General features: G+C 70.0%; 12 protein-coding genes. 9 read left to right on the top strand and 3 right to left on the bottom strand.

What is annotated here, in order from left to right:
- The first annotated feature begins 49 nt into the window (after window positions 1-49).
- Window positions 50-2389 carry an SdrD B-like domain-containing protein gene (locus LOZ83_RS12915; protein ID WP_236790692.1) on the top strand — a complete coding sequence of 780 codons (2340 nt, stop codon included), beginning with the start codon at window positions 50-52 and terminating at the stop codon, window positions 2387-2389.
- 3 nt (window positions 2390-2392) lie between these two features.
- On the opposite strand, the gene LOZ83_RS12920 is transcribed toward LOZ83_RS12915, so the two are convergent.
- Window positions 2393-2743, bottom strand: coding sequence for a hypothetical protein (locus tag LOZ83_RS12920; protein ID WP_236790693.1), 351 nt, complete (start codon window positions 2741-2743; stop codon window positions 2393-2395).
- Window positions 2744-2988: 245 nt separating this feature from the next.
- Window positions 2989-4107, bottom strand: coding sequence for an MFS transporter (locus LOZ83_RS12925; protein WP_236790795.1), 1119 nt, complete (start codon window positions 4105-4107; stop codon window positions 2989-2991).
- Window positions 4108-4238: 131 nt separating this feature from the next.
- Between LOZ83_RS12925 and LOZ83_RS12930 the strand changes: the two genes are divergently transcribed.
- The 4 genes from LOZ83_RS12930 (at window position 4239) to LOZ83_RS12945 (ending at window position 7821) form a co-directional block, all read left to right on the top strand.
- Window positions 4239-5729 (top strand): DHA2 family efflux MFS transporter permease subunit, encoded by a 1491-nt coding sequence (locus tag LOZ83_RS12930; protein ID WP_236790694.1) that lies wholly within the window; start codon window positions 4239-4241, stop codon window positions 5727-5729.
- Complete coding sequence (locus LOZ83_RS12935; RefSeq protein ID WP_236790695.1) at window positions 5710-6303, top strand: TetR family transcriptional regulator; 594 nt, start codon at window positions 5710-5712, stop codon at window positions 6301-6303. Before LOZ83_RS12930 ends, LOZ83_RS12935 begins: the two co-directional genes overlap by 20 nt.
- Window positions 6304-6356: 53 nt before the next feature.
- On the top strand, window positions 6357-6785 hold the full coding sequence (locus LOZ83_RS12940) for a Fur family transcriptional regulator (protein WP_236790696.1): 429 nt from the start codon (window positions 6357-6359) through the stop codon (window positions 6783-6785).
- 406 nt (window positions 6786-7191) lie between these two features.
- Entirely contained in the window at window positions 7192-7821 is a 630-nt protein-coding gene (locus tag LOZ83_RS12945; protein WP_308190209.1) for a hypothetical protein, read from the top strand.
- A gap of 62 nt (window positions 7822-7883) precedes the next feature.
- Here the strand turns inward: LOZ83_RS12945 and LOZ83_RS12950 are convergent, their stop codons facing one another.
- Window positions 7884-8939, bottom strand: coding sequence for an alpha/beta hydrolase (locus LOZ83_RS12950; protein WP_236790697.1), 1056 nt, complete (start codon window positions 8937-8939; stop codon window positions 7884-7886).
- A 126-nt stretch (window positions 8940-9065) separates the two neighbouring features.
- On the opposite strand from LOZ83_RS12950, the gene LOZ83_RS12955 reads away from it, so the two are divergent.
- The 4 genes from LOZ83_RS12955 (at window position 9066) to LOZ83_RS12970 (ending at window position 12123) form a co-directional block, all read left to right on the top strand.
- Window positions 9066-9614, top strand: coding sequence for an NADPH-dependent FMN reductase (locus LOZ83_RS12955; RefSeq protein ID WP_236790796.1), 549 nt, complete (start codon window positions 9066-9068; stop codon window positions 9612-9614).
- A 129-nt stretch (window positions 9615-9743) separates the two neighbouring features.
- Complete coding sequence (locus tag LOZ83_RS12960; RefSeq protein WP_236790698.1) at window positions 9744-10166, top strand: organic hydroperoxide resistance protein; 423 nt, start codon at window positions 9744-9746, stop codon at window positions 10164-10166.
- A 17-nt stretch (window positions 10167-10183) separates the two neighbouring features.
- Window positions 10184-10660, top strand: coding sequence for a DNA starvation/stationary phase protection protein Dps (gene dps, locus LOZ83_RS12965; RefSeq protein WP_236790699.1), 477 nt, complete (start codon window positions 10184-10186; stop codon window positions 10658-10660).
- Window positions 10661-10734: 74 nt separating this feature from the next.
- Window positions 10735-12123 carry a glutamate decarboxylase gene (locus tag LOZ83_RS12970; RefSeq protein WP_236790700.1) on the top strand — a complete coding sequence of 463 codons (1389 nt, stop codon included), beginning with the start codon at window positions 10735-10737 and terminating at the stop codon, window positions 12121-12123.
- Window positions 12124-12126: the final 3 nt, after the last annotated feature.

Below are 12126 nucleotides of genomic sequence, written 5' to 3' on the forward strand. Positions count from 1 at the left end.
GCTTCTAGTGTGGGCGCAGTCTTTCAGCGGGTAAGTCGGGGAGCTGCCGGTGAGGCACGTAATCGTGGTGGTGGTTGCGCTGCTCATGGTGAGCGGCGTACCCATCCCGGCGATCGCCGACAGCGCGGACGGGCCGTTGACGGTGCGGGTCGTGCGGCCCGACCAGAACAACGCCGGCGTCGCCGGAATTCTCGTGGTCGCCACGGATCCCTCCGGTGCCAGCGCGAGCGGCACCACCGGCCCCGACGGTTCGGTGGTGATCCCGACGAGCGCGCTGTCCGGTGGCCGGTACCGGGTCGACGCGTCGATCCCGCCCACGATGAACGGGGTGAAACCCGCGGCGCAGGCGCCCGGTCTGGCCGGGTTGACCGACTTCGCCGACGTGTCCGGTGGCAAGCCGGTTAACCTGACGATGGCGGTCGGCGATGGCACGGGTGACGTGCAGCTCGGCGACCGGGTGTGGTTCGACACCGACGGCGACGGTGTGCAGGACGGTGACGAGCCCGCGCTGCCCGGCGTCCGGGTGCAGCTGCTGGCCTGCGACGGGACCGGCGCGCCGCTGGCGGAGAAGACGACCGACGCGAACGGGCGTTACCTGTTCGGCCCGGCGGACGGTCTGCGGCCGAACACCTGCTACACGGTCAAGTTCGACTACTCCCATGTGGACACTTCGGGTCTGCCGGGCGCGCCGCCCGTCGAGGGTCTGCGGTGGACCGTACCGCTGGCGAGCGTGCTGCCGGACGCCGATTCCAGTGTGGACCCGGCCACCGGCACGGTCCGGGTGACGATCGGCCCGCCGGGTTCGGTCGACGACACCGTGGACGCCGGTCTGGTCGGCGGGCTGAACGAGCTCGGCGACCTGGTGTGGGCCGACGTGAACCGCAACGGCCTGCAGGATCCGGGCGAGCCCGGGGTCGCCGGCGTGCCGGTGTCGCTGCAGAACGGCGACGGCGCCCTCGTCGCCGCGACCACCACCGGCCCGCACGGGCAGTACGCGTTCTCGCATCTGCCGGACGGCACGTACAAGGTCTGTTTCGACGTGACGAAGCTGCCCGCGCAATACGCCGACTACCAGCTGACCAAGCCCAGGGCGGGCAATCCCGGCCAGGACTCGGCGCCCGATCCGGCCGGCGGTTGCACCGCGCCGGTCGAGCTGAAGGCCGGGCATGAGCAGGACCGGACGCTCGACGCGGGGCTGGCGCCGCCGGTGAATCGCATCGCCGCGCGGGTCTGGTCGGACCTGAACGGCGACGGCGTGCCGGACGCGAACGAGCCGGGTATCGCGGGCGTCCCGGTGAAGCTGCGCGGCGACGACGGCAGCCAGCTGGCGCTGACCACCACCGGGCCGGACGGTGCGTACGCCTTCGACGATGTGCCCGACGGCTCGTACCAGGTGTGCTTCGACCTGGGCAATCTTCCGGACGCGGTCGCCGACTTCACGCCCGCGAAGTACCTCAACTCGTCGATGGCGAACCCCGCGACCGGCTGCACCCGCGCGGTGACCGTCGGCCTCGGGAAGCGCGAGGACACCACGCTGAGCACGGGGCTCGCCGCGCCGCCCAATGAGATCGGTGACCGGGTGTGGTTCGACAGCAACCGCAACGGGTTGCAGGATCCGGTGGAAGCGGGGATCGCCGGGGTGCCGGTCCGGCTGGTGCAGGACAGCCGCGACGTGGCGACCACCAGGACCGGCGCGGACGGGGTGTACTCGTTCAAGGGGATTCCCGACGGTGCGTACCAGGTTTGCTTCGACCCCAAGGGTTTTCCACCCGCCTATGCCGGTGGGCAGTGGTCCAAGCCGCATGCCGGGGACCTGACCAAGGACTCCGACGTCGACCTCGGCACGTCGTGCACGCCCACGGTCAGCGTCGGCCCCGGGCATCGCGACGAGTCCACTTTGGATGCTGGCGTGGTCGCCGCGCGCAACCGGGTCGGCGATGTCGTGTGGTTCGACCGCAACGGCAATGGCGTGCGGGACCCGGACGAGCCGGGTGCGGCGGGCCTGACTGTCACGATGAAGGACGCGACGGGGCGCGTCGTGGCCACCACCCGCACCGGCGCGGACGGCGGGTACCTGCTGGACGACCTGCCCGACGGCTCGTACCAGGTGTGCCTCGATCTCGGGCGGCTGGCGCCGGAGTTCACGACCTACCGCGTGCCGGGTGGGGACAACGGGTGTACGCCGCCGATCACCGTCGGGCCGAAGCCGCGTGAGGACCTGACGGTGAAAATCGGCCTGGTCGCCGCTGCCCCGGCGGTCGCTCCCGCGGCGGAGAAGTCGGATACCGGCGGCTGGAACTTCCCGGTCGGCTGGATCCTGTTCACGGCGGCGGTCGTGGTGGCCGGCGGCGTGTTCACGTTGCGCTGGTGGAAGACCGTGGAGCGGTGAGGCTCAGAAGCATGCCGCCCGCAAGGATCCGAGGTTGTCGGCGTTCCGCTGTACCCAGTCGTTGACGTCGCTCAACCCCGCGGCCCGGCGCTGCTCCAAGGCCACATACGAGTCGGCGATCGTGACCAGGTTCTGCTTCAGGTCCTGGTCCGAGGCCTGGTTCGCGAGTTCCCGCAGGCGGTTGGCCTTGTCCTGTGCCTGCGCGGCGAGCTCGCTCGGGTCCAGGTTCGGGTTGAGGTTGGTCAGGCCCAGCGCCTCGGCGCACACGCTCGCCTTGTCCGACGCCGAGCTGACCTGGTCGCAGGCGGTGAGCATGAGCGTCGCGGCGACGATGGCGGCGAGGGCAGGTTTCATGTGCTGAAGGTATCGGTGCCGGGTTTGTGCGGCGGGGATTTGGGGGTGACGGGTTCTCGGCGGTGCGGGGTGGTCATCGTGCCGCCGGTCGCCGGGTCGTGGACGACGACCGGGCCCGCGCGTGAGAAAGCGCGCGTGCCCGCCGGAACCCGAACCCGGCAGGCCGGCGATCACGACGAGTGACCGGGGCTCGCCCGTCATCCGCAGCATGTTCGGCCAACGAATGGCACACCGCCCGGCGTTACTCACTTAACAGACGAAACAGACACCCTCCGCCCGACCTGCAGGAGCAAGCCGGTCGAAGCGATCGCGAGCCCGCCGAGGCCCGCCGCGGCGAAACCCGCCGCCGCCGACGAGTGGTCCATGGTGAAGCCGACGACGGGGCTGCCGAGTGCCGCGCCGAGCCGGCTCGCCGAGTCCAGCAGGCCCATCGCCTCGCCCCGCACCCGCGCCGGTGCCACCCGGCTGACCACCTCGGCCGTCGATGCGAGCGTCGGCGCGCACGCCAGGTTCGCCGGGAACAGTGCGAGCGCCAGCAGCCACCACGGGTGCGCGAACAAACCCGCGGGAATCGTCAGCAGGCACAACAACACGAGCAACACCGGCAGCGACAGCGACCGCTGCACGCCGCCGTGCGCGAGCCCGCCGATGATCGACGCCACGCACAGGCCGATGATCACGACCCCGGCCCAGCCGGCCTCACCGGTCTCCCGCAGCGCGGCGAGCACCGCGATTTCCGTCCCCGCCAAGCAGAACACCGCACCCGTGGCGATCACGAGCGTCGCGACCAGCCGTCGCGTCAGCCAGTCCCGCGGTTTCGGCCGCGGCCCTTCGACGACATCCTGCTCGTGCCGGACCGGCGGGTTGAACCACCACAACGCGACGCTCACCGCAGCGAACCACACGCCGATCCCGACGAGCGCCACCGAGGCGGAAACCTGGGTCGCGACGGCGACACCCGCCGCCGGGCCGACCATGAACGACGCCTCGAGCGAGATCGAGTCCAGCGAGTACGCCGACCGCCGCAGCTCGGTGGGCGTCAGCGCGGTCAGCACCTGCCGCGAGATCGAGCTGACCGGCACCACGAGCATGCCCGCGACCAGCGCGACGCACACCAGCACCGGATACGGCAGCCGCGGCGTGCTCACCCAGTACGCCGTCGACACGACACCGCACACCAGCACGACCGGCCGCAGCCCGCACCGGTCGATCATCCGGCCGACCAGCGGCGAGCCGACCGCGCTGCCCACCGTGGTCATCGTGCCGACCAGTCCGGCCTCGCCGTAGCCGCGGCCCAGGTCGGCGACCACGTGCAGGGTCAGCGTGTAGCCCATCGCCGCGATCGGCACGCGGGCGAACAGCATCAGCAGGATCGTCGCGGGTACACCGGGCAGCCCCAGAACACGCCGGTAGGACAGCACGCGTCAAGTCTGGCACTTCGAGCAAATTGATAGTAGCTTTCAAAAGAAAGTAGCTGCCAGATTTGAGGTGAGAGATGAACGCTTCCGATCCGCGGCGCTGGTGGGCGCTCGGCGCGCTCGCGGTCGCGCTGCTGGCCTTCGGGCTCGACGTCACGGTCCTGTCCGTCGCGCTGCCCACGCTCGCGGTCGACCTGCGCGCGTCGACCAGTCAGCTGCAGTGGTTTTCCAACGCCTACACGCTGGTGCTCGCCGCCGGGCTGCTCCCGGCCGGCCTGCTCGGCGACCGGTTCGGCCCCAAGCGCCTGCTGCTCGGCGCGCTGACGCTGTTCGGCCTGGCCTCGGTCGCCTGCGCGTACTCCAATTCGGCCGAGACGCTCATCGCGTCGCGGGTCCTGCTCGGTATCGGCGGCGCGTTCCTCGTGCCGATGTCGATGTCCGTGCTCGCCGTGCTGTTCCCGGGCAAGGACCGCGGCCGCGCGATCGCGGTGTGGGCCGCGGCGATGGCACTCGGCATCCCGCTCGGCCCGGTCGTCGGCGGCTGGCTGCTGGACAACTTCTGGTGGGGCTCGGCGTTCCTGATCAACGTGCCGCCCATCGCCATCGGCATCGTGATGCTGATCCGGCTGCTGCCCGACATCCCCGGCAATCCGGCGCAGCGCATCGACTTCCGCGGCATCGCGCTGTCCAGCCTCGGGCTCGTCGCGCTCACCTACGGTCTCGTCGAGGCCGGTGACCGCGGCTGGGATTCCGCCTGGGCGCTGGTGCCGATGCTCGGCGGCGTACTGCTGCTCGCCGGGTTCGCCGCGTGGCTCGGCCGCGCCCGTGACCCGCTCGTCGACCCGAAGTTGTTCTCCTCCAACGGTTTCCGCTGGGGCGCGGTGCTGGCGACGCTGGCGTCGTTCGCGATGATGGGCGCGATGTTCGTGCTGCCGCAGTACTTCCAGGCGGTGTTCGGGACGGACGCGCTGGGCACTGGGCTGCGGCTGCTGCCGGTGGTCGGCGGTCTGCTGGTGGGGGTGCAGATCGCCGACCGGATCCGGCCGCGGCTGGGTGCGAAAGTGGTCGTCACCGCGGGTTTCGCGTTGCTCGTCGCCGGGCTCGCGATCGGGGCCAACACGAGCGTTGGGCACGGGTACGGGTTCGCCGCGGTGTGGGTTTCGCTGATCGGGCTCGGCCTCGGGTTCTCGCTGCCGCCGGCGATGGACATCGCGCTGGGCGCGCTGAGCCCCGCCCGCGCCGGCGTCGGTTCGGGTCTGCTGCAGGCGTTGCGCCAGGTCGGCGGCACGCTCGGGGTCACGATCCTCGGCACCGTGCTCAACGCGGCCTATCGCGGCGGGCTGCCTGCCGGAACCCCGGACGCCGCAAGGGAAAACGTCGCGGTCGGGGTCCGGGTACCGGGGCTGGCCGACGCCGCGCGACGGGCGTTCGTGCACGGGATGAACGGGACGCTGTGGGTGTGCGCGGCGTTCGCGGTACTCGGCGCGGTGCTGACGGTCGCGTTCCTGCCACGCACCGCCGAGGACGTGGCCGAGGCAGAATCGGGGCATGAAGTCGTCGCAGGCTGAGCCAGGGCTCCGCGAACGCAAGAAGGCCAGGACGCGGGCCGCGATCCAGGACGCGGCCCTGCGCCTGTTCATGGCGCAGGGCTACGACGAGACCACGATCGAGCAGATCGCCGCGGCTGCCGACATCTCGCAGAGCACGTTCTTCCGGTACTTCCCGACCAAAGAGGACACGGTCCGCTACGACCGGCTCGACCCGGTGCTCATCCGCTCCTTCCTCCGCCAGCCCGCCGAGTTGCCCCCGATCGCGGCGATTCGCAAGGCGATCGACGAGGTGTACTCCGGCATGCGCGCGGAGGAGTCCGAACTGGAACTCGCCCGCCAGCGGCTCGTCTTCTCGGTGCCGGAGCTGCGGGCACTGCTGATGGACCAGATGGCCGAGGGCATCGGGATGCTCGACGAGGCGATCGCCCAACGCCTCGGGCGGGACGTGCACGACCTCGCGGTGCAGACCTGGTCCGGGATCCTGGTCGGGCTCATCATGTCCGCCTACTTCGCGTCGCGGGAGGATCCGGACCGGTTGATGGACGAGTTCGGCAAACGCCTCGCCTGCTTCGAAGCCGGCCTACCCGAGTGATCCACCTCCCTTTTCTTGACCAGTTCCAAAAAGCGGAGGAAGCTACAGAAGCTATGACGCACCAGGTCAACCCGGTACGGGACCGGCTCAAGGCGGCCGGCCTGCGGATCACCGCGCCGCGCGTCGCCGTGCTCGAATGGCTCGCCGTGCATCCCCACGCCACGGCCGACCAGGTCGCGGAGGGGGTCCGGCAGGTACTCGGTTCGGTGTCCACCCAGGCCGTGTACGACGTGCTGGGCGCCTGCACGAACGCGGAACTGGTGCGGCGCATCGAGCCCGCCGGCCACCCGGCACGGTTCGAGACCCGCACCGGCGATCGGCACCACCACCTGGTCTGCCGTAGCTGCGGGCGCACCGAGGACGTCGACTTCGTGCGGGGCGACGCGGCCTGTCTCGAACCCGGCGACGCGGGCGGCTTCGCGGTGGACGACGCGGAGGTCGTCTTCTGGGGGCTATGCCCGAACTGCAGCCGCGCGAAATAGGACTCCCACCACGGAGCAGCGGCCCCGGTGGGCTTCGGCCCGCCGGGGCCGCCTGGTGTCCGGCGCGCTGCGACGAACGGGCCCGCCAAGACCCCAAAAGTGGAAAGGTTTTTCATGATCACTCCGGTGTGATCAAGGCGAGAGATCACCGAATGCACCGGATCGAGTGGGCGTGTCGAATCTTCGGGGTGAGGCTGCCACGCAGCGCGACGCCCGTCTCGGGCTTCATGATCATCGGGCGAAGGGGTGATCCGGACCCGTTCATCATTCCGTGCAGAATTCGCACGATTCGATTCCGGCACGTAAGGGTGACTCGCCGTCCCCAACGGGTGATCAAGTGGTGGGGCCCTGACCCCGGCGGTACCCATAGCTCCTGTTAGGTCTACCGAGGCCAGGAGGTTAGGGAATGAAAGGCAAGTTTGCCCGGATCATCGCGGTGGCGGTGGCGGGAAGCGTGCTCGCGATGACCGGAGCCGGTGTCGCGGCCGCGGATGGCAAGGGCAGCTCCAGCACGGAGGCGGTCGGCCAGCAGGTCCTGCAGCTTCGCGACCAGCTGACCAGGGCCGCCTACGGCGCCGACGTACCAGGCACCCAGCGCTCGCTCGACCAGCTCAACCCGGTCCTCGGTGACCTCGCCGCGGGACAGAAGTACTCCATCCAGGCCGACCAGCAGCGCCAGGCGGCCGACGCGCAGACCTACGCCGGGGAGAGCAGCCGCATCCTGGCCGACCCGTCGCAGGCCGGGACGGTGCGCCAGCTGCCGGTGGCGTTGCCGGATCTGCCGGACCTGCCGCCGCCGCTGAACATCATCAGCAACCTCGTGAAGAGCCTGCTGTCGCTGGTCACCGGCCTGCTTTCGGGCCTGCTCGGTGGTGGCGGGCTGCCGCCGCTGCCGGTGCCCGGCCTGCCGGGCCTGCCGGGTGGGGCGCCCAGCCTGCCCACCCCGGGTGCGCCCAGCCTGCCGACACCGGGTGCGCCCGCGCTGCCGGTTCCGGGTGCGCCGAGCTTGCCCGTGCCGCCGCTGCCGGGCGTTTAAGTCAGCACCGAATGAGGGGGGCCCGGGGCCTGGCGTGACAACACGCCAGGCCCCGGTTCTTTTTATCGTCTGATCCCCGAAAGCCCCATCCGGAGCGCACCGGCCGCTTCCGACATCGCCTCGCGGAACCGGTGGCCGATGCCGAGGAAGTTGGCGTAGCCGTGGATCAGGTCGGACTGCAGGCTCACCGCGACCGGCACCCCCGCCGCCCGCAGCTTTTCGCCGTAGGCCAGACCCTCGTCGCGCAGCGGATCGAAGCCGGAGACCGCGATGTAGGCCGGCGGGAGACCCGGGAAGTCCTTGCCCAGCAACGGAGACATCCGCGGATCGGTGCGGTCGACGCCAGTCGGCGCGTAGTGGTCGATGAACCACGTCATGTCCGCGTCGGTCAGGAAGAAGCCGTCGCCGAAGATCTCCCTCGACCGGCGGCGCACCGAGGCGTCCACCCCGGGGTACAGCAGCAGCTGGAACGCCGGCGCCGGACCGCCCCGGCCGGTGGTGACCTGCGCCGTCACCGCGGCCAGGTTGCCGCCCGCGCTGTCCCCGCCCACGGCGATGCGCTCCGGGTCGGCGCCGAGGTCTTTCGCTTTGGCGTAGGCGAATTCGAACGCCGTCACCGCGTCGTCCACGGCCGCCGGGAACGAGTTCTCGGGCGCGAGGCGGTATTCGATCGACAGCACCCGCACGCCCGCGTACTTCGCGAAGAAGCGCGCCGCGGTGTCGTGGCTTTCGCGCGTGCCGATCACCCAGCCGCCGCCGTGGTAGAAGACGAGCAGTCCGGAGTTCTCCGGCAGCCCGCGCGGCGTGTACAGGGTCGCCGGGATACCGCCGTTCTCGTCGGGGATCGTCAGCTCGTGCTTGGTGACCGGGCCGGCCGGCGCGCCGCTGACCAGATGCTGGGAACGGGCGAGCATCCGCCGAGCCAGTTCGGGCGTCTTCTTCGACATCGATACGCCCGCGAAGTTCTGGAGCCGCAACAGTAACTGGGCATCGAGCGAGAGGACCTGCCCGTCGAGCCGGATGGCCCGGCCGGCGATGAGCCGACGCACCGGGCGCGGAAGCGCGAAGACCAGCTGGGCCCCGGTTGCTTCGACGCGGGACCGGAGGGTGTTGACCACGGCTGCTGACGTTACCGGTGAGTAGGGCGGAATGCCAGATGTGACTTGGGCCTCCGTCTCAAGTCTGGTCCTCCACCTAGGTGGAGGGGTTAGCCTCGAAAAGTGACTTCCTCCTCGGTGATCAACATCGTCGGCATCGGCGGATCCCTGCGTACCGGCTCCCAGTCCGAGCGGGCGCTGCGCATCGCGCTGGCCGGCGCGGAAGAAGCCGGTGCGCGAACCCACGCGATCACCGGGAGTGAACTCATCCTGCCGTTCTACGACTCGGGGATCCCCGACCGCACACCGGAGGCCGAACGGCTCGTCGAGGCCGTCCGCGCCGCCGACGGGCTGATCATCGTCTCGCCCGGCTACCACGGCGCGCTGTCCGGCCTGATCAAGAACGCGCTCGACTACATCGAGGATCTCCGCCCCGACACCCGCCCGTATCTCGACGGGCGCGGAGTCGGCCTGGTGGCGGTCGCGTACGGCTGGCAGGCCGCGGTCACCACGCTGGACCAGCTGCGCACCATCGCGCACGCGCTGCGCGGGTGGCCGACGCCGCTCGGCGGTTCGGTCAACTCGGCCGAGGTCAAGTTCGACGAGGCCGGCGGTGCCTCCGACGAGAAGGTGGTCAGCACGCTTCGCCTGATCGGGCGGCAGGTGACCGAATTCGCGCACGCCCGCCGCGCCTGATCGATTACGGCTCCCTTCGCCGGGGTAACCGGGTGCCGTGACGACGGCCATGCCGAGGAACGTCCGCGCCGTGCGGGATGTTGTGACCAGTGGGACGCTTTGCTCCCGACGACGAGGAGGTAGGGACACGTGGAAGCCCTGTACACAGCGGTCGCGACGTCACGTGGTGACGGCCGGAACGGCGAAGTCACGTCGTCCGACGGAGTGATCGACGAACAGCTCGCGATCCCGAAGGAGATGGGTGGACCGGGCGGGGAGCGCACCAACCCCGAGCAGCTGTTCGCGGCCGGATATTCGGCCTGCTTCCACAGTGCGCTGCAGGCCGTCGCCCGGCAGTCGAAGGTGGCGCTGAACGGCACCACGGTGACCGCCGAGGTGAGCATCGGCAAGGACGGCGACGCCTTCGGGCTGGCCGTCAAGCTGGAGGCCACGCTGCCCGGGCTCGAGCAGGGCCGGGCCGACGAGCTGGTCGCGCTGGCGCATCAGCTCTGCCCGTACTCCCGGGCCACCCGAGGAAACATCGAGGTCGAGGTAACCGCCAAGACCTCTTGAACGAGAGGAGATCTGTCATGGCGAACTCTCCGATCAAGAGCCCGCTTTCCGAAAGCGACAAGGAGATCACCGGAAACGTCCTGCAGGCCACGCTGGTCGACCTCGTCGACCTGTCGCTGATCGCGAAGCAGGCCCACTGGAACGTGGTGGGCGCGAACTTCCGCAGCGTGCACCTGCAGCTGGACGAGCTGGTCGCCACGGCACGGACCTATGTCGACGAGGTCGCCGAGCGCGCCAACGCGATCGGCGTTTCGCCCAACGGCAAGGCGAAGACGGTCGTGGAGAGCTCGGGGCTGGCCGAGTATCCCGACAACTGGCAGAGCGTCGAATCGACGATCGCGGCGATCGTCGACCTCCTCGCCCAGGAGATCCAGCGGCTGCGCAAGCGCATCGACGAGACCGACAAGAGCGATCTCGTCACGCAGGACCTGCTGATCGAGATCGTGCGTGAGCTGGAAAAGGCGCACTGGATGTGGGAGGCCCAACAGGCCTGAGCCGAATGCCGTGAGGGATTTTTCCCTCACGGCATCCCCGGCGATCAGCGCCGCGAGCGACTAAGTTCCGTGGCATGGTCTTGCACACGGGGAACCACCGCAAGCAGCGGCGCGGCGGTAGCAATCCGTTGGTGGGCGGTATGAATCCGGCATTGGCGGCAACGCTGACGCTGCCGCGTCACCAGCTCGCCGACGAGCCGCTGCCCGCCGACACCGCGCTCCAGCTCGTCCGCGACGAACTCCTGCTGGACGGCAACGCGCGACTCAACCTGGCCACGTTCGTCACGACGTGGATGGAACCGCAGGCGCGCGAGCTGATGGCCGAGTGCGTCGACAAGAACATGATCGACAAGGACGAGTACCCGCAGACCGCCGAGCTGGAGCGGCGCTGCGTGTCGATCCTCGCCGACCTGTGGCACGCGCCGGACCCGGAAGCCGTCATCGGCTGCTCCACGACCGGCTCGTCGGAGGCGTGCATGCTCGCCGGCATGGCGCTCAAGCGCCGCTGGTCGAAGCTCGGCCGCACCGGGCGGCCGAACCTGGTGATGGGCGTGAACGTCCAGGTGTGCTGGGAAAAGTTCTGCGAATACTGGGAGGTCGAGCCGCGCCTGGTGCCGATGGAGGCCGACCGCTTCCATCTGAGCGCAGACGAGGCTGTCGCGCACTGTGACGAGAACACGATCGGCGTCGTCGCGATCCTCGGGTCCACTTTCGACGGCAGCTACGAGCCGGTCGCCCAGATCGCGGCCGCGCTCGACGAGCTGCAGGAGCGCTCCGGCTGGGACATCCCGGTGCACGTGGACGGGGCGTCGGGCGCGATGATCGCGCCGTTCCTCGACCCCGATCTGGAGTGGGACTTCCGGCTGCCGCGCGTCGCGTCGATCAACACCTCGGGGCACAAGTACGGGCTGGTCTATCCCGGCGTCGGCTGGGTGCTCTGGCGTGACCACGACGCGCTGCCGCGGGAGCTGGTGTTCAACGTGAACTACCTCGGCGGCGAGATGCCGACGTTCGCGCTGAACTTCTCGCGCCCCGGCGCCGAAGTCGCCGCGCAGTACTACACGTTCGTCCGGCTCGGCCGCGAAGGTTTCCGCGCGGTGCAACAGGCTTCGCGTGACGTCGCGACCGCGCTGGCGGAACGGATCGAGGGGCTCGGCCCGTTCCACCTTCTCACTCGCGGCGACGAGCTGCCGGTGTTCGCGTTCACCACCACACCGGACGTCACGTCGTTCACCGTCTTCGACGTGTCGCGCCGGCTCCGGGAACGCGGCTGGCTGGTGCCGGCGTACACGTTCCCGGCGAACCGGACGGACCTGGCCGTGCTGCGGGTGGTGTGCCGCAACGGTTTCACGCACGACATGGCGGACCTGCTGATCGCGGACCTGACACGCGCGCTGCCCGAGCTGCGAGCGCAGGCGGCGCCGATGCACGATCCGTCGACCAGCACGTCCTTCCACCACTGAGCG

Origin of the sequence: Amycolatopsis sp. GM8 (assembly GCF_021653975.1) — a bacterium.
In the GTDB taxonomy this organism is placed as follows: domain Bacteria; phylum Actinomycetota; class Actinomycetes; order Mycobacteriales; family Pseudonocardiaceae; genus Amycolatopsis_E.

Coding starts and splice junctions, on each gene's coding strand:
- LOZ83_RS12920 (WP_236790693.1), bottom strand. CDS start 2,743: ATGAAACCTGCCCTCGCCGCCATCGTCGCCGCGACGCTCATGCTCACC.
- LOZ83_RS12925 (WP_236790795.1), bottom strand. CDS start 4,107: ATGCTGTTCGCCCGCGTGCCGATCGCGGCGATGGGCTACACGCTGACC.
- LOZ83_RS12930 (WP_236790694.1), top strand. CDS start 4,239: ATGAACGCTTCCGATCCGCGGCGCTGGTGGGCGCTCGGCGCGCTCGCG.
- LOZ83_RS12935 (WP_236790695.1), top strand. CDS start 5,710: ATGAAGTCGTCGCAGGCTGAGCCAGGGCTCCGCGAACGCAAGAAGGCC.
- LOZ83_RS12940 (WP_236790696.1), top strand. CDS start 6,357: ATGACGCACCAGGTCAACCCGGTACGGGACCGGCTCAAGGCGGCCGGC.
- LOZ83_RS12945 (WP_308190209.1), top strand. CDS start 7,192: ATGAAAGGCAAGTTTGCCCGGATCATCGCGGTGGCGGTGGCGGGAAGC.
- dps (WP_236790699.1), top strand. CDS start 10,184: ATGGCGAACTCTCCGATCAAGAGCCCGCTTTCCGAAAGCGACAAGGAG.
- LOZ83_RS12970 (WP_236790700.1), top strand. CDS start 10,735: ATGGTCTTGCACACGGGGAACCACCGCAAGCAGCGGCGCGGCGGTAGC.